This window comes from Mesorhizobium sp. M0701, assembly GCF_040320365.1.
Classification (GTDB): domain Bacteria; phylum Pseudomonadota; class Alphaproteobacteria; order Rhizobiales; family Rhizobiaceae; genus Mesorhizobium.
Genome location: NZ_JAMYPO010000006.1, coordinates 173,775 through 192,532, shown reverse-complemented (window position 1 = coordinate 192,532; position 18,758 = coordinate 173,775). Strand labels below are relative to the sequence as shown.

General features: G+C 62.5%; 18 protein-coding genes and 1 pseudogene. 9 read left to right on the top strand and 10 right to left on the bottom strand.

The window, feature by feature from the left end; translation table 11 throughout:
• The first annotated feature begins 2 nt into the window (after positions 1 to 2).
• Complete coding sequence (locus NKI24_RS08790) at positions 3 to 656, top strand: dihydrofolate reductase family protein (protein ID WP_352744532.1); 654 nt, start codon at positions 3 to 5, stop codon at positions 654 to 656.
• Between the two features lie 53 nt (positions 657 to 709).
• On the opposite strand, the gene NKI24_RS08785 is transcribed toward NKI24_RS08790, so the two are convergent.
• Positions 710 to 1,579, bottom strand: coding sequence for a LysR family transcriptional regulator (locus tag NKI24_RS08785; protein WP_352744529.1), 870 nt, complete (start codon positions 1,577 to 1,579; stop codon positions 710 to 712).
• 92 nt (positions 1,580 to 1,671) lie between these two features.
• Between NKI24_RS08785 and NKI24_RS08780 the strand changes: the two genes are divergently transcribed.
• Positions 1,672 to 2,271: a LysE family translocator gene (locus NKI24_RS08780; protein ID WP_352450708.1), complete on the top strand. Its 600-nt coding sequence runs from the start codon at positions 1,672 to 1,674 to the stop codon at positions 2,269 to 2,271.
• 18 nt (positions 2,272 to 2,289) lie between these two features.
• Here NKI24_RS08780 and NKI24_RS08775 read toward each other — a convergent pair whose 3' ends face one another.
• Together NKI24_RS08775 and NKI24_RS08770 are read right to left on the bottom strand one after the other, a co-directional pair.
• Entirely contained in the window at positions 2,290 to 2,604 is a 315-nt protein-coding gene (locus NKI24_RS08775) for a hypothetical protein (protein ID WP_352450707.1), read from the bottom strand.
• Positions 2,605 to 2,607: 3 nt separating this feature from the next.
• Entirely contained in the window at positions 2,608 to 3,786 is a 1,179-nt protein-coding gene (locus NKI24_RS08770) for an MFS transporter (RefSeq protein WP_352744526.1), read from the bottom strand.
• Positions 3,787 to 3,979: 193 nt separating this feature from the next.
• Between NKI24_RS08770 and NKI24_RS08765 the strand changes: the two genes are divergently transcribed.
• Both NKI24_RS08765 and NKI24_RS08760 read left to right on the top strand, forming a co-directional pair.
• Positions 3,980 to 4,333: an ArsR/SmtB family transcription factor gene (locus NKI24_RS08765; protein ID WP_352457526.1), complete on the top strand. Its 354-nt coding sequence runs from the start codon at positions 3,980 to 3,982 to the stop codon at positions 4,331 to 4,333.
• 94 nt (positions 4,334 to 4,427) lie between these two features.
• On the top strand, positions 4,428 to 5,174 hold the full coding sequence (locus tag NKI24_RS08760; protein WP_352744522.1) for a metallophosphoesterase family protein: 747 nt from the start codon (positions 4,428 to 4,430) through the stop codon (positions 5,172 to 5,174).
• Between the two features lie 106 nt (positions 5,175 to 5,280).
• Here NKI24_RS08760 and NKI24_RS08755 read toward each other — a convergent pair whose 3' ends face one another.
• Entirely contained in the window at positions 5,281 to 7,707 is a 2,427-nt protein-coding gene (locus tag NKI24_RS08755; protein ID WP_352744519.1) for a DNA/RNA non-specific endonuclease, read from the bottom strand.
• A 262-nt stretch (positions 7,708 to 7,969) separates the two neighbouring features.
• Here NKI24_RS08755 and NKI24_RS08750 point away from each other — a divergent pair, with 262 nt between their 5' ends.
• The 4 genes from NKI24_RS08750 (at position 7,970) to NKI24_RS08735 (ending at position 14,759) form a co-directional block, all read left to right on the top strand.
• Positions 7,970 to 8,851, top strand: coding sequence for an SH3 domain-containing protein (locus NKI24_RS08750; RefSeq protein WP_352744516.1), 882 nt, complete (start codon positions 7,970 to 7,972; stop codon positions 8,849 to 8,851).
• 231 nt (positions 8,852 to 9,082) lie between these two features.
• Entirely contained in the window at positions 9,083 to 12,586 is a 3,504-nt protein-coding gene (carB, locus tag NKI24_RS08745; RefSeq protein WP_352744513.1) for a carbamoyl-phosphate synthase large subunit, read from the top strand.
• Between the two features lie 96 nt (positions 12,587 to 12,682).
• Positions 12,683 to 13,720 (top strand): adenylosuccinate synthetase, encoded by a 1,038-nt coding sequence (locus NKI24_RS08740; protein WP_352744511.1) that lies wholly within the window; start codon positions 12,683 to 12,685, stop codon positions 13,718 to 13,720.
• Positions 13,710 to 14,759 (top strand): dCTP deaminase domain-containing protein, encoded by a 1,050-nt coding sequence (locus NKI24_RS08735; protein ID WP_352744508.1) that lies wholly within the window; start codon positions 13,710 to 13,712, stop codon positions 14,757 to 14,759. Before NKI24_RS08740 ends, NKI24_RS08735 begins: the two co-directional genes overlap by 11 nt.
• A gap of 61 nt (positions 14,760 to 14,820) precedes the next feature.
• On the opposite strand, the gene NKI24_RS08730 is transcribed toward NKI24_RS08735, so the two are convergent.
• From NKI24_RS08730 to NKI24_RS08710, 5 genes and pseudogenes are all read right to left on the bottom strand, one after another.
• A complete protein-coding gene (locus tag NKI24_RS08730; protein WP_352744505.1) occupies positions 14,821 to 15,216 on the bottom strand; it encodes a RidA family protein in 396 nt (131 codons plus the stop codon).
• On the bottom strand, positions 15,213 to 15,638 hold the full coding sequence (locus tag NKI24_RS08725) for a hypothetical protein (protein WP_352744502.1): 426 nt from the start codon (positions 15,636 to 15,638) through the stop codon (positions 15,213 to 15,215). The genes NKI24_RS08730 and NKI24_RS08725 overlap by 4 nt, the downstream gene beginning before the upstream one ends.
• Positions 15,639 to 16,021, bottom strand: a pseudogene (locus NKI24_RS08720) (DUF6152 family protein).
• Positions 16,022 to 16,306: 285 nt separating this feature from the next.
• Positions 16,307 to 16,795: a GNAT family N-acetyltransferase gene (locus NKI24_RS08715; RefSeq protein WP_352744499.1), complete on the bottom strand. Its 489-nt coding sequence runs from the start codon at positions 16,793 to 16,795 to the stop codon at positions 16,307 to 16,309.
• The gene (locus tag NKI24_RS08710; protein ID WP_352744497.1) at positions 16,788 to 17,609 is read right to left on the bottom strand and encodes a transglycosylase SLT domain-containing protein; all 822 of its coding nucleotides are present in this window, start codon (positions 17,607 to 17,609) and stop codon (positions 16,788 to 16,790) included. The genes NKI24_RS08715 and NKI24_RS08710 overlap by 8 nt, the downstream gene beginning before the upstream one ends.
• Before the next feature lie 162 nt (positions 17,610 to 17,771).
• Here NKI24_RS08710 and NKI24_RS08705 point away from each other — a divergent pair, with 162 nt between their 5' ends.
• Entirely contained in the window at positions 17,772 to 18,341 is a 570-nt protein-coding gene (locus tag NKI24_RS08705) for a methylated-DNA--[protein]-cysteine S-methyltransferase (protein ID WP_352744494.1), read from the top strand.
• Positions 18,342 to 18,393: 52 nt separating this feature from the next.
• Here NKI24_RS08705 and NKI24_RS08700 read toward each other — a convergent pair whose 3' ends face one another.
• A complete protein-coding gene (locus NKI24_RS08700; protein WP_352744492.1) occupies positions 18,394 to 18,720 on the bottom strand; it encodes a hypothetical protein in 327 nt (108 codons plus the stop codon).
• Positions 18,721 to 18,758 lie beyond the last annotated feature (38 nt).

Sequence of the window (18,758 nt, the reverse complement as noted above, 5' to 3'; positions counted from 1 at the left end):
CAATGAGGAAGATCATCGCCGCAACATTCGTCAGCCTCGACGGCGTCATGCAGGCGCCCGGCGGCCCGCAAGAGGACCCTGTCGGCGGCTTCAAATTCGGCGGCTGGACGTTTCACTACTGGGACGATGTGATGGGCGCCGCGATGGGCGAGACGTTTTCAAAACCGTTCGCGCTGCTTCTCGGCCGCAAGACTTACGACATCTTCGCCGCCCACTGGCCTTATCAGAAGAATGATCCGATCGCCGACAGCTTCAACGCCGTCACCAAATATGTGGCGACGCACAGGCCGGAGTCGCTGTCCTGGCAAAACAGCCAGCCGCTCGGCAGCGATGTCGTGGCGACGTTGCGCCGGATGAAGCAGGAGGACGGCCCCGACCTGCTCATTCAGGGATCGAGCGAGCTGATCCAGACCTTGCTCGCCAATGACCTGATCGACGAGATCAGCTTGCTGATCTTCCCGCTGGTGCTGGGCAAGGGCAAAAAACTGTTCGGCAGCGGCACGATACCTGCCGCCTTCAAGCTGACCCGTTCGCAGGCATCGACCACCGGCGTCCTCATGGCGAGCTATGAACGCTCCGGCGAGATCAAGACCGGGTCATTTGCCACGGAGCAGCCGTCCGAAGCCGAGATCGAGCGGCGCAAGAACTGGAAGTAGATGCCGCGGGGCGATCAAGGACGGCTGAACACTGGCCGTCCTTTTTGCTGTTTTTAAGCCGCCTCTCGTCGCCGTGCCAACCCATCGCGGAGGTGGCCCGCGAATGCCAGTGCAGCCGGCGCGACGTCGTGCTTCGGCAAATGCAGATTGATCGAAAAATTCGGCAATAACGGCAGCTCCGGATCGTTGGCCAAAATGTCGAGGTCGACAGGCACGGTCGACGCCAACCAGGTGGTGACGGCCAAGTCCGAACGCACCGTCGCCGTCGTCGCGTCGATGCTGCCGTTTTCGAATACGGTGCGCCATTCCAGCCCATGCTCGTTGAGCGCCTCCAGCACCACCGGGCGGAACGCACAGGTCTCGGCGACCATCGAAACCGGCAAGGGCCGCTTGCCGCGGGCGGCGCCGCCTTTGGCGCCGACCCAGACCAGCCGATCAACAACAAGGCATTCACCGGCCGACCGACCGATCGGCTCCTCGATCACCGCGAGCTCTATCGTGCCGGTCGCCAAGGCTGCGGCCAACTCTGGCGACGAAGCACAGACAAGCGAGATCTCGACCTGCGGATAGGCCTCGGCATAGGCCTTCAGCACTGGCGCAAGCAAGGTGCCGACAAGGTCGTACGGCACGCCAAGCCGCACCTGACCGGCAACCGCATCGCCCGCCATCTCCGCCAGGATCTCGTCATTGAGGGAAAGCAGGCGCTTGCCCTTGCCGAACAATCGCTCGCCGGAGCGGGTCAATCGCAATCCGCGCCGATCGCGATCGAACAGGCTGCAGCCGAGAACCTCTTCCAAACGCTTGATCTGCTGGCTGACGGCACCCTGCGTCAAATGCAGCGCGTTGGCCGCCGCCGTCATGCTGGCCTTGTCGGCAACGGTGACGAAGGTTCGAACCAGGGCAGTATCGAGGTTGCGGAGCATCCAGCTATTATATTTGCTAATGCGTGTCATAGCAAACATTGCATTTACTGATGAGCCGAACAGCCTACCGTGCGGGCTTCAAAGGAAGCAGCATGTTTGAAACCGTCCTTCCCCTCGTCCTGTTCGCGCTGGTCTCAACCTCAACGCCCGGCATGGCGACGACCTTATCGACGGCGTCCGGCGCGCAGTTCGGCTTTCGCCGCTCTATCCCGCTGATGGCCGGGAGTGCGGCCGGCCTGGCCACGGTGGCTGCGGCAGGTGCTGCCGGGCTCGCCGGTCTGCTGGCCGCCGCTCCTTCGCTGCAACTGGCAATGAAAATGGCCGGTACCCTCTATCTGACGTGGCTTGCCCTCAAGATCGGCCGCAGCGGTCCGCCCAATCTGGACGTGGCCATGGCAAAGCCGAACAGCTTTTTGGGCGGCGCCGGCCTGCAATGGATGAACCCAAAGGGCTGGGCCATGGGGCTGGGAGCGGCGGCATCCTTTGCCGCGCTCGCCAACGGGCCGCTGCAGCTCGCCGTGCTGCTCGGCACGGTCTTCGGTCTTGCAGCGGCCCTATCGCTGGCGGCGTGGTGCGTGGCGGGCACGCTGCTCGCCCGGTTGCTGCGAACCGAGCGGCAGTGGCGCATGCTCAACATCATGCTTGGCCTGCTGCTGGCCGCCTCGATCATCCCGATGTGGCGGACAGCGTAAGATCAGTCTTTAGCCATGTCAGGCAGCGTAACGCGCCGCCGGCTTGCCCGCCAGAAGACTGCCGAAGAAGCCTTGCCGGACGCCAAGAAAGGCATCCACCCCGGCAATATCGGCAAGACCCGGTGCCGTGAATGCTTCACCCTTTGCCAGGCCAACCAGCGCTGCATCGACCAGATCGTCGGCGGTCACGACGATTTCTTGCGGAACGTCGGCGAGGTCGCTTCCGGCAACTTCCCAGAATTCGGCGCTGGACGAAATCGCCGCGCTGGATTTTGACGCACCGCCCGCCGCGACTTGAATTATCGGCGGCGGGCAGCCAAGCTCCGCTAACAAGCCTTATTCGGCCGGCATCGCCACCGGACGCGCCGCCAGATGGCCCGCCAGCACCACGCCCAGACCAATGATCGGGAATGCCGCCGCGACCACACCGAGGTCGGCCGGTGCGCCATAGCGCAGCACCGCGGCGCCGACCACGGCACCCAGTGCCACGCCGAGATAGAGCGCCGAAGCGTTCAGCGATAGCACGATGGGCGCGGCATCGGGCGCCAGCTTGATGATACGGCTAGCCTGCGCCGGCGGGAACGCCCAGCCGACGATGCCCCACGGCACCATCATGGCCATGAGCGCCGGCCCGGCGATCCCGCGCGGCAGGAACATCGGGATCAGCGAAAACGTGACCAGCATGGCAGCACTCAGCGCCAGCGACCAGCAGACGGTGCGCGTCGCGCCGAAACGGTCGGCGGCCTGACCGCCGCCGATATTGCCGATGACCGCGCCAACGCCGAAAGCGAGCAGCATTCCGGGAAGCGCGATCGGGCTCAGTCCGCCGCCTTCGATGGCGAGCGGCGCGACAAAGGCAAAGACGGTGAAGGCGCCGATCAGCGCCAGGATGGTCGTCACCAGGATAGGCATGACGCCGGGCCGAAGTGCCGCTGCCAGCCGCATCCGGAGCGGCAGCCTGGTGCCGACGATGCCGCGCGGCAGCCGGTACCACAGGATCGCGCCGGCGAGCGCACCAAGGCCGGCAATGGCAAAGAAGGTGCCGCGCCAGCCGGCAACCGTCGCAACGAGCGCGCCGAGCGGTGCTCCGACCGCGACCGCAACCGTAGTGCCGCCGACGACCACGGCAATGGCGCGGGCGCGGTGATGATCGTCGACAAGCGCAACGGCCGTTCCCTGTGCGGTCGCCGCGAACAAGCCTGACGACAGCGCCATGACGATGCGCGCGATCAACAGCAATTCGAAGGAGGAGCTCAGCGCCGCGGCGACGTTGCCCAACACGAAGAACACCAGCGTCCACAGGATGACGCGGCGCCGGTCCCATTCGCCGGTCAGCGTTGCCAGGATCGGCGTGCCGATCGCATAGGCGAGCGCAAACGCGGTGATCAGCGTGCCGGTGAGCGGAACGGAGATGGCGGCATCCTTTGCAATGTCGGGCAAAAGGCTGGAGATGACGAAACCTTCGGTCGAAATCGTGAACGATCCGAGCGCAAGCCAGATGAGGCGCTTATCCATGGCAATTTCCTTAGTTCAAAGGTTATTGAACAATTGGACATAACAGGGCATGATGTCAATAAAGCCGCTGCAAAATAGCCGAACCATCCTGACAGCCCGGTGTCAGTACGGGGCGACGGGACGAAACTATGTGTCCATTAGCCACGAGAGGAGATGCGTTGAAATCGGCTCCGAATGTGCTTAATTCCTGGGCATGACCTTGCCCCATCCCACCGCCGACCAGATCAGCCTGCCGAACGTGCTTGCCGTGCTCGGCGACCCGACGCGACTGGCCATCGTGCGCTATCTCGCCAGCAAAGAGGGCGTGCCGCTGAATTGCAGCCGGTTCCTCGATCTCTGCTCGAAGACCAATCTGAGCTACCATTTGGCCAAGCTGCGTGAGGCCGGCGTCACCCGCACCGAGGCGGTTGGAACCAGCCGGCTGATCACGCTGCGCCGTGACGATCTCGACCGCCGCTTCCCGGGCCTGCTCGACAGTGTTATTGCCGCGGCCGGCGACGCATCGTTGCCGGCGGTCGGCGGCCACGAGATCGAAGTCCGCGCCTGAACGACCCGAAGCTGGGTTCCGCTCTCGCCCGCCTCGCGAGGCGAGCAAAGTAGCTTCACCCGCCCTCCAGCCATTCCAATTAACGGAGCCTGCCATGCGCATTGCCGTCCTCGCCGACATCCACGGCAATGTCCTGGCGCTCGACGCCGTGCTCAATGATCTGCGGCAGCGCGGCGGCGCCGACCTCATCGTCAATCTCGGCGATTGCGTTTCCGGCCCGCTCTGGCCGCGCGAGACCATGGAGCGGCTCGAGACGCTCGACCTGCCGACGGTGCGCGGCAACCACGACCGCCGCGTTGCCCGCGACACCGCCGACGAGACCATGTGGCCGTCCGACCGCTACGCGCAGGAACGGCTGACCGCAGGCCAACGCGAGGCGCTATTTGCGCTGCCCGTCACGCTGGAGGTGGCGCCCGGCATACTCGCCTTCCACGCCCGGCCCGACCACGACGAAAAATACCTGACTGACGCGATCGTCGACGGCCGGCTGGTGCGCGCGCCGCTGGTCGCAATCCAGCGGCGCCTCGGCGCGATCGATCCCGCCTGCCGCATCATGCTTTGCGGCCACAGCCATCGCAGCGAGCTGGTCCGCATTCCCGGCGGTCCGGTCATCTTCAACCCGGGCAGCATCGGCTGCCCCGCCTATGACGATTCAACCCCGCCGGCGCATGTCTCCGAACAGGGTTCGCCGCACGCCCGCTACGGCATCGTCGACTTGCATCCCGATCGTTTCGAATCCATCGCCGTCGACTATGACCATGAGGCGGCGGCGTATCAGGCCGAGCAGGCGGGACGGCCCGAATGGGCTCACGCGCTGCGCACCGGCTTCATGCCGGGCTGAGCTTGCTCATCCCAGGCTGAGCTTGCTCATGCCAGGCTGAGCTTGCTCATGCCCAGCTGAACGGAAGACCGCCTTCGAGCGGCAGAAGTCGCCACCGGTCCAATCTTCAGTCGTCAGACGCCGATCGCTTCGATCGCTTGGCAGGACGTCGGGCGCTGGCCGCCGAAGTCTTGGACGTCGAAGTCTTGGACGTCGAAGTCTTGGTCGCCGAAGGCTTTGGCCGTGACGTCTTGGGCGCTAGTTGCGTTGGGTTGAAAGTCTGTGCTGGGGCGGATTCGGAACCGGCCCGAATGTCGGCGTCGCGCACCTGCTGGCCAAAGTTCAGGCCGGTCAGCTCTTCAATCTCGGCCACCGTCGAAAGGAACTCCGATACCCTGGCAATTTCAAGCGGGTCATCGAATGCCTCGGCACGCTCGCCGAACGCTTCGGGCATCACTTCCAGAACCGGCTTCTGGTCCGCCAGCAGCGCGATGGCGCGCAGGCCAGCTTGATCGGACCACAGCGCGATCTTCCAGAACTTCAGCGGAACATGGCTGTCGAAGCGGTAGGGAGGATCGTCCTCGCCGAACACTGGCCCGGCAAACACCGTGACACGGCCTCGCGTCGTGTAGGCGTTGCGCAGCACATAGGTTTCTACCGCGCGCCATCTCAACTTCCCTTTGGAGCCGGGATGGTTAAGCGAGCTTCCTTGATTGAAGAAGCCGACTTGCGGCGCAGCGTTGGTATAAAAGAACGTGTCGCGTTCTGCCGCGACCGCCTCCTGATCGACGCCCCATGCGGGGTCGCCGCGAAGTGTAATATGGCCCTTCTGGAACATTCGAGCGATTCGTTCCTTGGATTTTGCGACGGGAAATCCAGGCACATTCTGGCTCGAATAGAATTCCTGGTTCATCTGCTCGCCAAGGTCGATGCGCCGATCCGGCCGGAAAGCATCGCTGGCTTCCGAACCGGAAATCGACTCCACCCCCAATTCGACAAGCGACGGGTTGTCGATGACCGTCTTGTCCTCACGATTGACTGCCTTGGTGCGGGATCCATCGATATTGCAGGCGGTGACGAAGGCAAGCCTGCGATCGGCGTTCATCAAGATCGAAAAATGATGGTAGCGCAATTCGTGTGGGTCCTCTCCCGGTTTGGCAAGAAGGTTTTTGGCCAACCGGTAGGGTGAATTGGCAACCGTCGGCATTGCCAGGACAAAGCCCGGTATGAAGCCGGGCTCATACCCTCCACGATCGTCGAAATCCTCTGTTTTCCAACCCGCGGCCTCGGCGATGGCCACCTTCCCGGGTTCGCTTGCCGGGCCTTTGCCGTCGTTTCGTCTCGCATCGCCTCCGTCGCGGTCGATCAGCGGCGCCCGGACATTTATCTCGATGGGAAAAGTCCAGGTGACCGAGCCATCGGCATTGTGTCTCGTCGCCGGCGGATTGCGATCCGGTTCCGGCCGCTGCACCGGCTTGTCCGGCACATCTTCGCGAATATCGGCGTTCAGCCGAACTGTCTCGTCCATCATGCGCGGCATGTCGGCCCAAATCGCCAGAGCTTGCGAAACCGCCGATGCCGAGGAGCCCGGCAGCTTGGACTTTCTAGCACCCAGATGGTCAACGATGGCGCTGATCCGTATGCCTTCGTTGATCTCGCGCGCAAGCGCATAGCCACCTATGCCCGTCACCTCGTGGAACGGGCCGGCCCAATGGTGCAGGGCGATAGGTTCCCATTCATTGTTGAAGACCGGGGAGCCGGAAGAACCCTGTTCGGTGTCGGCGACATAGTGCAGGACTTGTACCGTTTCGTCGCGGGCCACCAGCCGGTTTTCACGCAACACCAGTTCCTTGAAGCGGCCATCGGGATGCTGGACGATGTTGGCGATTTCGCCGAGCATATGCTTGTCGCGCGCATCCGACAGCGAGATAAAACCGAACTCCCCCAGTTCCTTTGGACCGGAACGCCGCTCGCCAACCCCGATCAGCGTATAGTCCAGACCCTCTATGCTATCGCTCACGAAACAGGATTCAGGATCGAACAGGAACGTCGTCGGCGTACGCACGGCATTTGCACCGTCCTGCTCATAATCGAACTGGACCTGGAAGCGCCGGGAATCCGCCGGCGACGAAATCACATGGTTGTTTGTGAGGAACAACCTTGGCCCGACCAGAAAACCCGATCCTTGCGGATTGCCGTTGAGAAAGGCAACGCGGCCAACCGCATCGGCAGCACGGCGCCCACGCTCGAGGAATGCGACCCCGATGAAATCGAGCGTTGGGCCGAGAATTGCCTCCGGCCCTGGCTGCTTGGCGGCGGCCTTTCTTTCCCCGGCAGACCTCATGTCGATCGCTGCCGATATCATCTCCGCTTCGGTGCGGCTGAGCGACGCCTTTACCTGCAACCTGTCGAGGCGCCTGGAGAGGGTCTGTTCGGCGGCCAGCGGATTGCCGTTGGCGATGTGACCAAGTGAAGCCTCAATCTCGGCGCGCGTTTTCTTGATACGCTGGCGAACTATGTTTTCCACCTGCGCAAATATTTCAAGGTCGACCATATTGCCCTCCTCAACCTTACTTGAGAGAGTGCATATTTACATGAAATGTGCAATATTTTGCCGGCTGTTAGTTCACGGAAGTGGCCTGTCGCGATTCAACACGCGGCACCTTTTCGGGCTTACACAGCGCCGTCTCGTCGCCTATAAAAACCGGCTGGCGTGCGATGGCGCTTTCGTGCCTGGCCGCGCCTTCGGCAATTGAACCTACCGCCCATGGCAGATGATTAGGCGCACAGTAACACTCCCGACGACGCTGCTTGCGATGGTTGCCGCTCCGCTGATCCTGGCGGAGTTGCCGGCCAACGGTCAGGAGCCGGAGCCCATCATCTCGATTGTGACGGGTCTCGCTCCGGATGATCTCCTGAACGTGCGCGCCACGGCGTCTGCCATGGGCAAGATCGAGGCGCGGCTGCCGAGTGGTTCGAGCGTGAAAAATCTCGGCTGCGGCGACGTCAGCGGCTACAAATGGTGCAAGGTTGAAGACATTGATGACCCGAAGATGAGCGGATGGGCGCCCGCACGCTACCTCGACCCTATCAATCCCCGGCAAGTGACACCCCAGGTGGCGGCCAGTGCGGAGAACCCTGCGCCTCAGCCGCTGCCCGACCTGACAACGCGCCTCGGCGCGACCGCTCCCGAAACGCCGCTGAATTCCCCTGACGCGATCGGCAGGGTGGCGATCGAGGATGCTTACCGCCTGGCCCTGGCCGGTGGAAACCCCACGACTGGACAGGTTGATGGATCGCCGCCCGCGGCAGTGGGTCCCGTCCAGAATTTCGGCGCGGCCAACGCGGCGCCCCCGGCCGACGCACAGACCGTTGCGCGGCTTCAGCCGCCGGGGACACCGGTACCCGGTGCCGGCAACGCCATCCCCTGCGCGCGCTATCTCGGCCAGCCGATGACCAGCTGCAAGGCAGGCGTGGTGCGCACCGGCGACAAGACCGACGTGACCGTGACCTGGCCCGATGGCGGCACGCGCATCATCAGCTTCCAGGCCGGCAAGCCGGCCGGTGCGGACGCACCCGGCGAATTCCGCTTCACCCGCGAGGGCAGCCTCAACATCATCCGCGTCGGTGCTTCCGAACGCTTCGAGATCACGGATGCTTTGGCGTTGGGGGATAGTGGTAAGGGAGTAGGGCAGTAGGGGAATAGGTTCAAAGGCGCTCGAACCTCTGCCCTACTGCCCTACTGCCCTACTGCCCTACTGCCCTACTGCCCTACTGCCCTACTGCCCTACTGCCATTTTAGGGGGTTACATCCGGCAAAACTCTTCCCTATAAGGCCCTCCTAGCCTGATACCAGAATCGCGAGCACAACCGGCCGGGTCTTCCCGTCCGGTTTTTCGTGCAAGCCGCCTGCCGAACGGACCTTCGATATGCCAAGACGCACCGACATCAAGTCGATCCTGATCATCGGGGCCGGCCCCATCGTCATCGGCCAGGCCTGCGAGTTCGACTATTCCGGCACCCAGGCCTGCAAGGCGCTGAAGGAAGAGGGTTTTCGCGTCATCCTGGTCAACTCCAATCCGGCCACCATCATGACCGATCCGGAGCTGGCCGACGCCACCTATATCGAGCCGATCACGCCCGAAGTAGTGGCCAAGATCATCGCCAAGGAGCGGCCCGACGCGCTGCTGCCGACCATGGGCGGCCAGACCGCGCTCAACACCGCGCTGTCGCTGCGCCGCATGGGCGTGCTCGAACGCTATCAAGTAGAGATGATCGGCGCCGACGCCACCGCCATCGACAAGGCCGAGGACCGCGCTTTGTTTCGCGAGGCGATGAACAAGATCGGCCTGGAAACGCCGAAGTCGATGCTGGCCAACGCCACCGACGTCAAGAACGCCGACCGCAAGACGCACGAGGCCGAGCGCGCCGAGTTGAAGGCCGAGAAGCCCGAAAATCTCGATGCCGCGCTCGACGCGCTGGAAACCCGCTGGAACCTCGGCGAGGGTGACCGCAAGCAGCGCTATATCAGCCATGCCATGGCGATCGCAGCACAAGCGCTCGACCATGTCGGCCTGCCCGCAATTATCCGCCCGTCCTTCACCATGGGCGGCACCGGCGGCGGCATCGCCTACAACCGCGCCGAATTCTACGAGATCGTCCAGTCCGGCCTCGACGCCTCGCCGACCACCGAAGTGCTGATCGAGGAGAGCGTGCTCGGCTGGAAAGAGTATGAGATGGAGGTTGTCCGCGACAAGGCCGACAACTGCATCATCGTCTGCTCGATCGAAAACATCGACCCGATGGGCGTGCATACCGGCGATTCGATCACCGTCGCCCCGGCGCTGACGCTGACCGACAAAGAATACCAGATGATGCGCAACGCCTCGATCGCGGTGCTGCGCGAGATCGGCGTCGAGACCGGCGGCTCCAACGTGCAGTTCGCCGTCAACCCGGCCGACGGCCGCCTGGTCGTGATCGAGATGAACCCGCGCGTCTCGCGCTCGTCCGCGCTCGCCTCCAAGGCGACGGGTTTTCCGATCGCCAAGATCGCCGCCAAGCTCGCCGTCGGCTACACGCTGGACGAGCTCGAGAACGACATCACCGGCGGCGCCACGCCGGCCTCGTTCGAGCCGTCGATCGACTATGTCGTCACCAAAATCCCGCGCTTTGCCTTCGAGAAGTTTCCCGGCGCCGAGCCGGTGCTGACCACCTCGATGAAGTCGGTCGGCGAGGTCATGGCCATCGGCCGCACTTTCCAGGAGTCGCTGCAGAAGGCGCTGCGCGGGCTGGAAACCGGCCTGACCGGGCTGGACGAGATCGAGATCCCCGGCATCGGCCATGGCAGCACGGCCGCCAGCCACGTCGACGACCGCAACGCCATCCGCGCCGCGCTGGGCACGCCGACGCCGGACCGGCTGCGCATGGTGGCGCAGGCGATCCGCATGGGCACCTCCCTGGAAGACGTGCACGCAATGTGCAAGATCGACCCGTGGTTCCTCGAGCAGATCGCCGGCATTCTCGACATGGAAGCGCGCATCCGCGAACACGGCATCCCCGGGGACGCCGCCAATCTGCGCATGTTGAAGGCGATGGGTTTTTCCGATGCCCGCCTCGCGTCGCTGGTCAGGAAAGACGTCGACGAAATCCAGAAGATCCGCGAAAAACTCGACGTTCATCCGGTTTACAAACGCATCGACACCTGCGCCGCCGAGTTCGCTTCGCCCACCGCCTACATGTATTCGACCTATGAGGTCCCCTTTGCCGGCGCGCTCGCCAACGAGGCGCAGGTCTCATCGCGCAAAAAGGTCGTCATCCTCGGCGGCGGCCCCAACCGCATCGGCCAGGGCATCGAGTTCGACTATTGCTGCTGCCATGCCGCCTTTGCGCTGCGCGACGCCGGCTTCGAGGCGATCATGATCAACTGCAATCCCGAGACCGTGTCGACCGACTACGACACCTCCGACCGGCTCTATTTCGAGCCGCTCACGCCGGAGGACGTGTTGGAGATCCTGCGCGCCGAGCAGGCGTCCGGCGAGCTCGTCGGCGTCATCGTCCAGTTCGGCGGCCAGACTCCGCTGAAGCTGGCGGATGCGCTGGAGAAGGCCGGTATCCCGATCCTCGGCACCTCGCCCGATATGATCGATCTCGCCGAGGACCGCGACCGCTTCCAGAAGCTGTTGCACAGACTCGGCCTCAGCCAGCCGAAGAACGGCATTGCCTATTCGGTCGAGCAGGCCCGCCTCGTCGCCGGCGAGCTCGGCTTCCCGCTGGTGGTGCGCCCGTCCTACGTGCTCGGCGGCCGCGCCATGCAGATCATCCACGACGAGAGCATGCTGCAATCCTATTTGCTCGACACCGTGCCCGGCCTGGTGCCGGAGGACATCAAGCAGAAATACCCCAACGACAAGACCGGCCAGATCAACACGCTGCTCGGCAAGAACCCGCTTTTGTTCGACACCTATCTGTCGGGCGCCATCGAGGTCGACGTCGATTGCCTTTGCGACGGCAGGTCGACCTACGTCTCCGGCATATTGGAGCACATCGAGGAGGCCGGCATCCATTCGGGCGACTCGGCCTGTTCGCTGCCGGTGCATTCGCTGCCCTCCGAGCTCGTCGACGAGCTGGAGCGCCAGACGGCAGCCCTCGCCCGCGCGCTCAATGTCGGCGGGCTGATGAACGTGCAATACGCGATCAAGGACGGCACGGTCTATGTGCTGGAGGTCAACCCGCGCGCATCACGCACCGTGCCCTTCGTCGCCAAGACCATTGGCCGGCCGATTGCAAAGATTGCGGCCCGCATCATGGCCGGCGAAAGCCTGGAAGACGCCTTCGCCCATTACGGCGCCATGCCCGACCCACGCAATCCCGGCCACATCGCCGTCAAGGAAGCCGTGTTCCCCTTCGCCCGCTTCCCCGGCGTCGACATCCTGCTCGGCCCGGAAATGCGCTCGACCGGCGAGGTCATGGGCCTCGACCGCGACTTCGCGCTGGCCTTCGCCAAGAGCCAGCTGGGGGCGGGTGTTGATCTCCCCCGCGCGGGCACGCTGTTCGTCTCGGTGCGCGACGACGACAAGAAAGGCATATTGCCGGCGGTCAAGCGTCTCGCGGGCCAAGGCTTCAAGGTGCTCGCCACCTCAGGCACTGCCCGCTTCCTCGCCGAGAACGGCGTCGTCGCCGAAAAGATAAACAAGGTGCTGGAAGGCCGCCCCCACATCGAGGACGCCATCCGCAATCGCCAGGTGCAGATCGTCTTCAACACCACGGACGGCCAGAAGGCGGTGTCGGACTCCAAGTCGCTGCGTCGCGCGACGCTGATGCAGAAAGTGCCGTATTACACGACGCTGTCGGGAGCGGCTGCGGTGGCTGAGGCGATTGCTGCGCTGAGGGCGGGGAGTTTGGAAGTGCGGCCGCTCCAGGAGTATTTTGCTTAGGCGCCTCTTCGATAGATTCAGACCGACAACTGGGCTCGTGGAACTTGAATGGCGGACACTAAACAGCCATTCTCACCCTAGTCGTAGGAGAAAATCGTGCCCGTTTCAGTCGTCGTTGGAGGCCAATTCGGATCTGAGGGCAAAGGCAAAGTCGCTTTAGAGTTTGCCCGCGCCACCGGCGCTTCGGCTGTAGTAAGAGTTGGTGGCACGAATTCGGGCCATACCGGCATTGCTGACGATGGTACAAAATGGGTACTTAGGCAAATACCAGCATCTGCATTGTTGTCTAGCGCCCTTATCGTTTTGCCACCTGGTAGCTTAATTGATCCAGAAATACTGGAAAGGGAAGTAGAAGGCCTCAACATTTCTCCAGATCGTCTTATCATTGACGGCCGCGCAACTGTTATAACTCCCGATCATAGGAAAGATGAGGAACAAGAGGGACTGGTAAGCCGAATAGGGTCGACGGCATCGGGAACCGGCGCAGCGCTTCGTGATAGAATGGCGAGGCGGGCAGATCATCAGTTAGCCAGAGATCATCCTTACCTGAAGCATTTTTCTGTTGAATCAACTACGAGTATTCTCAGGCGCCTACTGCAAAACGACCAAAGAATCGTGATTGAGGGAACGCAGGGGTTTGGGCTTTCCTTGTGGCACAGCCCATATTTTCCTTTCTCGACTAGTAGGGATACTACCGCGTCCGCATTTCTCTCTGAAAGCGGCCTAAGCCCAACCGATGTAGATCAGGTTATAATGGCTATTCGTACATTTCCGATTCGAGTTGGCGGCAATTCCGGTCCGCTATACGACGAAATCGACTGGCCAACGCTTGCAGCCGAGGCCCATCTTCCAAAGAACTTTGAGGAGCGCACTTCAGCTACAAATCGCCTACGGAGAGTTGGACGATTTGACGCCGAGCTCGTTCGTAGCGCGATAGAAGCGAACAATCCTACACATATAGTTCTCAATCATTTGGACTACATCGAAAAATCCCCCGGTGACACCGCCAGAAGATTTGTTGAAAGCATCGAGCTTAGCATCGGTCGTAAAATTGACTACCTTGGTTTCGATGCGATAAAAATCGTTAGAAATATTGGCGGGAGAAAAAATATGAGATTAGCCAATGCTTGTTAACCTTGATGTTTTTCAAAAAGCTGTCAGAGATTTTGCATCGGGAAGCCTTCCCGCCGCTGCAGAGCGTTATGCCGTTCTCGCTGATCGCGATCCATACGAGGATATCCCACCTGCTCTGCTTCATTCGGGGCATCTCGCAAGCTACGCGATTACAACCGGGATGATAGAGCCATTTGACATAGACGATCTTAAAAAGCCAGCGACGCTACTCGTTTCTCTTGAAGGAACAGTCCGATATAGAGACAACAACGGTGACGTTCAGAGATTTTATCTATCAAAAGACCCAAGCAAATTTACGGATGGACACAAAGTAAGAGATGAAGTGGTGATAAAGCCAAATTCTCTCTATTATTTGACATTAAAGCCTGAGTTCAGAATGCCAAATTACATTGCCGGACGATTTAATTTGATGATACGCGACGTGTATCGCGGCTTCCTTGTGGGTACTGGGCCGCTAGTTGATCCAGGATTCCAAGGAAGGCTATCGATACCTCTCCACAATTTTACGAATAATGAATATGTACTCAGGGCAGACGAGGGTTTTGTCTATTTCGAATTTACGAAACTAAGCTGGAAGAACCCACCGAACCTAACACCACTTCCTGCTTGGGTCAGAGACGCTATTGAGGTTCAGCCGCCCTTTCCTTCTTCGAAGAATAAGCGCAAGACCCTTGATAATTATCTGGATGAAGCCACATCAAATGGCCCCGCCCAAAGCTCAATCGGCCCGGTACTTACCGATGCAAAAAACCAACTTCGATCAACGAAGACACTTTTAGATCTGTATACATTTGGAGGATTTATCGGAATACTGGCCCTTCTATTGACTGCATGGTCACTATACGCAGGCGTTCAATCTTTTACGCTTGCCGCGCAAACTACCGTTCAAAGCGATATTCGGCAGGCGCAAGATCGCATCTTGGCATTGGAGATCGAGATGCGAGAAGCAAAAAAGAAGACCGACCAGCCAGGCGCGCCCGCTGCCGTGCCCGGCACTCCCGTAAGCCCAAAACCGAACTCTCCCGTAAGCCCGAAATAGACAAGCCCGACTCGCCGATGCCGTGCCAATGAAATGGTCCTCTCCGCGCATTGAGCCTCATCTAGCCCGCCACCGCCACGCACTCGATCTCGATATCAAACTCCATCGGCCATGACGCCACCGGCACGAAGCTGCGCGCCGGCGGGTTGACGCTGAAATAGTTGGCATAGACCCGGTTGATCGCGTTGTAGAAGCCGGAGTTGGCGGCGTAGATGCGCACCATCAGGACGTTGTCGAGCGAGGTACCCGCCGCTTCCAGGCAGTGCTTCAGCGCCACAAGCGATGCCTCGGTCTGCACCTCGATGTCGCCCTTGATCAGCTTGCCGGTCGAAATATCGAGCGGCGGCGTGCCGGACACGAAGACCAGCCCCGCACCTTTAGTCACCAGCGACAACGGCACGCCCAGGGCGCGTACGGCCGCCGACAGCACCGGCACTTCGACGATTTCCTTGTTCATGACGATCTCCCTGCGTTTGCAGCGAGCTTATCTCCCTGCGGTGGGAAGACCAGCGCTGACGCCCGGTTCAGTCCGAGAAAACCGATAAACCGTCCGGCGAAAAGCACGGGCGTCCACAGCACCAGCGAGAGCACCGCCAGCATGGCCGCGACTCTGCCGGCCGGTTCCTCACCGCCTTTTTGCGCGGTGACCAGCGCACCGCCGAACGCGGCAAATCCGGTACGGCGCAGCAGCGCCACGAACGCCGCCTGCGGCAGCGAACGGAAGGCGCCGATGATCCTGAGGTCAATGAGCCAGGCGCTGGTCAGCAGCGCGCCGATCGACATGATGTGCAGCGCATTGACTACGGGATAGGCGACGAACGAGGCCTTCAGTCCCCGCACCAAAGCGAGTTGCTCGATGCCGGCGAAAAACCCGTCCATTCAGGCCGGCGGCACGCGCTCGGGATAGACGTCATAGGTCTTGCCGCCGACGATGACGCGGACCGCCTTCATGCGTTTTTCGCTCTCGTCGCGCGAGCGATGGCCGATCGCGGTCACCTCGTCGCCGACCTTGGCGACCTCCTCCGAGAAGCCGGCGGCGATCGTGCGGGACGGCGGCGCCATCTCCACCCGCCAGACCGCTCCCTCGGTGTCGACATCCAGCGTGGCGTGCGGGTTGCCGATATAGATGGCCGTGATCCTGCCCCGGAGTTCGAAAAACCCGTCCTGCGTCCACGACCAGCCGTGATGGGCATAGCTGCGGTGGCAGCGGCAAGGACCACCGCCGCTGCCAGCGTGACGCGCCGGTTGAAACGTGACTGCATCGCTCGTCTCCTCGGTTCGGCATTCGAGAGTAGGTCAGCGCGCCGCAGCGTCAAATCACATGAGGTCTGCGCCGCCCCTCACTGCCCTGCCGGGCATTTCTCCCCGTATAGTGACGGGGAGAAAGGTGCCTTCGCCGACGGTTTCGCCAATCTCCGGCGCGGCAGAGGGCGTGCCGGCGTTGCGGCCAGCCCCTTCTACCCGTCACTGTACGGGGAGAAGGTGGCGGCAGCCGGATGAGGGGCGGCGCCGACTTCTACGGTCGAGCGCCCGCTTGCCCCGACCTCTCACCCCGCCCAATCCACCTCGACCATCCCCAGCCGTTGATAGAGCCTGACCGCAGCCGCGTTCCCCACCGTATTGGTCTTGAGATCGACATGCGCAGCACCCCTCGCACGAAACACCGCAAACGCGTGCCGCATCAGCGCTTCGGCAATGCCGTTGCTCCGCGCCTCGGGATGGACGGCAAGATCCTTGACGAACCCCGTCGCCCAGCAGAGCGCCGCGCCCGCCAGCCGGCCCTTGCCGTCGATAACCAGGAAACACAAAACGGGATCGAACTCCGCGTCGGCCGAAATACGCGGCCACCATTGGTCGAACGGCCCATCGGCGCCGTCGTCGAACACCGCGGCCAAAAGCGTGTGCAAAGCGAGCGCATCGGCGGCTTCGAAGCCGCGCATGAAAAAACCTTCGGGCCAGCGCGGCGGAAAAAGCGTGTCGTCGAGGATCTTGCGCAGGCGGATGTCGTTTGGCGCCGGCGGACGCGGCTCAGGCATCGGGCTGCATGCGGCGCCGCAAGCTGTCGCTGCCGAGGCCGGTTTCTCCGAGCAGCCCCTTGCGCTTGGCGTCGTAATAATAGCCGCTCTGGTATAGCCGGTCGGCGCGCTTGGGGTTGCCGCCCGAGACCAGCCAGGCGCCGCGCAGATATTTCACTGCGTATTTCAGGTTGGTCTCGGCGTCGAACAGGCCGCTCGCCGGGCCGTCATAGCCCATGCCGCGCGCCGTCGCGTGCTTGATCTGCATCAGCCCCCAATGGCCGTGATTATAGGCTTTCGGGTTGAAGGTGCTCTCGCGGTTGACGACACTGCGCACCAGATCGACCGGCACCTGGTAGAGCGCGGAATATTTCTCGATCAGCCGCTCGATCTCGCTGCGGCCGCGGGCGTTCGACTGGCCTTCAGTGGGGTCGGTCGCGGCCAGAACGGCCGGGTTCTGCGGCACCGTGTAGGAGACCGGCTGAACGCCGGGCATAGCGGCGGTCTGTTCGGTGACCGGCATGGCGACAGCGGCCGTCGCGATGGCTGGCTGGGCATTGGTGGTCATGACGGCGGGGGTGGTTGCCGCCAGCGGCGTCGGCCCGGCAAACGCGGCGGCCGGCTCGATCGGCAGCGCAGCCGTCTGGGCGACGCCGGACGGCTCCGGCAGCACCGAAACTGTATCGGGCAGCGCCAACGTAAAGCCGGCATCGGTATTGGCCGTATTTTCGGTGAAGGCCGGCGTCGGGGTCACCGGCGAAGTCGAGGTGCAACCGCTGAGAGCGGCCACGGCCAACACCGCCGCAACGACGGGAAAGAGGAATTTTGCTGGCAAGCGGCGCTCGGGTCCGGTTCGTCGGGTGTTAAGAAGTCCTTACACCAGCATCTTTCCCCGGGCAATCCGCGGTAGCCGGCGGTTTTCGGGTGGCGAGCCGGGCCGGGAAATGCGATATTGTTCTGGATTTGTACTTCGAAGGATTCCGGAAAGGAGCACGCCATGGACGCCTCTCATGCCACCGCCGGCCACGCGGTCTTCGAAACCGTGCTCGGCTTCATGGGCATCGCCTGGAGCGAAGCCGGGCTGACCCGGCTCTGCCTGCCGCAGCGCAACCGCGACGCGGTCGAGCGCCGGCTGCTGCGCCATGCCGCCGCCGAGCAGCCTGCGAAGCCCGAACCGCAATGGGTTGCCGAGCTGATCGCGTCGATCAAGGCCTACGCCGCCGGCGATGACGTCGATTTCTCCGGCGTGCCGGTCGATCTCAGCGGCGTCGACGAGTTCCGCCTGGCGATCTATGACGCGGCGCGAAAGCTCGCCTTCGGCGAAACCACCACCTATGGCGAACTGGCCAAACGGGCCGGCCATGCCGGGCTGGCACGTGAGACGGGCGCCGCACTCGGCGCCAACCCGGTGCCGCTGGTCATCCCCTGTCACCGCATCCTTGCCGCCGGCGGCAAGATCGGCGGCTTTTCGGCCCCTGGCGGCTCGGCCACCAAGGAAAAGATGCTGGCCATGGAAGGCGTACGCGTCGGCCCGCCGCCGCCGGCGCAGGTGTCGTTCGGGTTTTAGGTGTGCTGATATTCAGGCGAGGCCGGCACCCGGCGCACCATTTCGTCCCACTCTAATCCGGAAGCAGGCGCCGGCGGAAGCGCCGATCGATTTCCACCCGCTTGCATTTGTAGACGGTGCATGAATTCGTATCGGCGCTCGGCACCGAGGCCCGCGCCCTGACCTCGCCGATGTCGCAGAATTGCTGGCTCCGCACGTAACGGTCGTAGAGCGCCAGCCCCGGCACGCGCGCCGATCTGTAGCGCAGGATGACCGCACCCTCGCGCGCGATCGTCGCCTGCACCTTGCCGCAGCTCATGCGGGTCGGGTCGTAGCGCGAGCTCGCCTGCGCCTCGGCGGCCACCAGCGTCAGGCAAGCGGCAAGCAGAACGATTTTCATGTCCCTCTCCCCAAAACCCGGTCGCGCCCGAAGCCGAC

Bases quoted from the DNA above. Each gene is read 5' to 3' on its own strand.
- NKI24_RS08790 (WP_352744532.1), top strand. From the start codon at position 3: ATGAGGAAGATCATCGCCGCAACATTCGTCAGCCTCGACGGCGTCATG.
- NKI24_RS08785 (WP_352744529.1), bottom strand. From the start codon at position 1,579: ATGCTCCGCAACCTCGATACTGCCCTGGTTCGAACCTTCGTCACCGTT.
- NKI24_RS08780 (WP_352450708.1), top strand. From the start codon at position 1,672: ATGTTTGAAACCGTCCTTCCCCTCGTCCTGTTCGCGCTGGTCTCAACC.
- NKI24_RS08770 (WP_352744526.1), bottom strand. From the start codon at position 3,786: ATGGATAAGCGCCTCATCTGGCTTGCGCTCGGATCGTTCACGATTTCG.
- NKI24_RS08765 (WP_352457526.1), top strand. From the start codon at position 3,980: ATGACCTTGCCCCATCCCACCGCCGACCAGATCAGCCTGCCGAACGTG.
- NKI24_RS08760 (WP_352744522.1), top strand. From the start codon at position 4,428: ATGCGCATTGCCGTCCTCGCCGACATCCACGGCAATGTCCTGGCGCTC.
- NKI24_RS08755 (WP_352744519.1), bottom strand. From the start codon at position 7,707: ATGGTCGACCTTGAAATATTTGCGCAGGTGGAAAACATAGTTCGCCAG.
- NKI24_RS08750 (WP_352744516.1), top strand. From the start codon at position 7,970: ATGGTTGCCGCTCCGCTGATCCTGGCGGAGTTGCCGGCCAACGGTCAG.
- carB (WP_352744513.1), top strand. From the start codon at position 9,083: ATGCCAAGACGCACCGACATCAAGTCGATCCTGATCATCGGGGCCGGC.
- NKI24_RS08735 (WP_352744508.1), top strand. From the start codon at position 13,710: ATGCTTGTTAACCTTGATGTTTTTCAAAAAGCTGTCAGAGATTTTGCA.
- NKI24_RS08730 (WP_352744505.1), bottom strand. From the start codon at position 15,216: ATGAACAAGGAAATCGTCGAAGTGCCGGTGCTGTCGGCGGCCGTACGC.
- NKI24_RS08725 (WP_352744502.1), bottom strand. From the start codon at position 15,638: ATGGACGGGTTTTTCGCCGGCATCGAGCAACTCGCTTTGGTGCGGGGA.
- NKI24_RS08715 (WP_352744499.1), bottom strand. From the start codon at position 16,795: ATGCCTGAGCCGCGTCCGCCGGCGCCAAACGACATCCGCCTGCGCAAG.
- NKI24_RS08705 (WP_352744494.1), top strand. From the start codon at position 17,772: ATGGACGCCTCTCATGCCACCGCCGGCCACGCGGTCTTCGAAACCGTG.
- NKI24_RS08700 (WP_352744492.1), bottom strand. From the start codon at position 18,720: ATGAAAATCGTTCTGCTTGCCGCTTGCCTGACGCTGGTGGCCGCCGAG.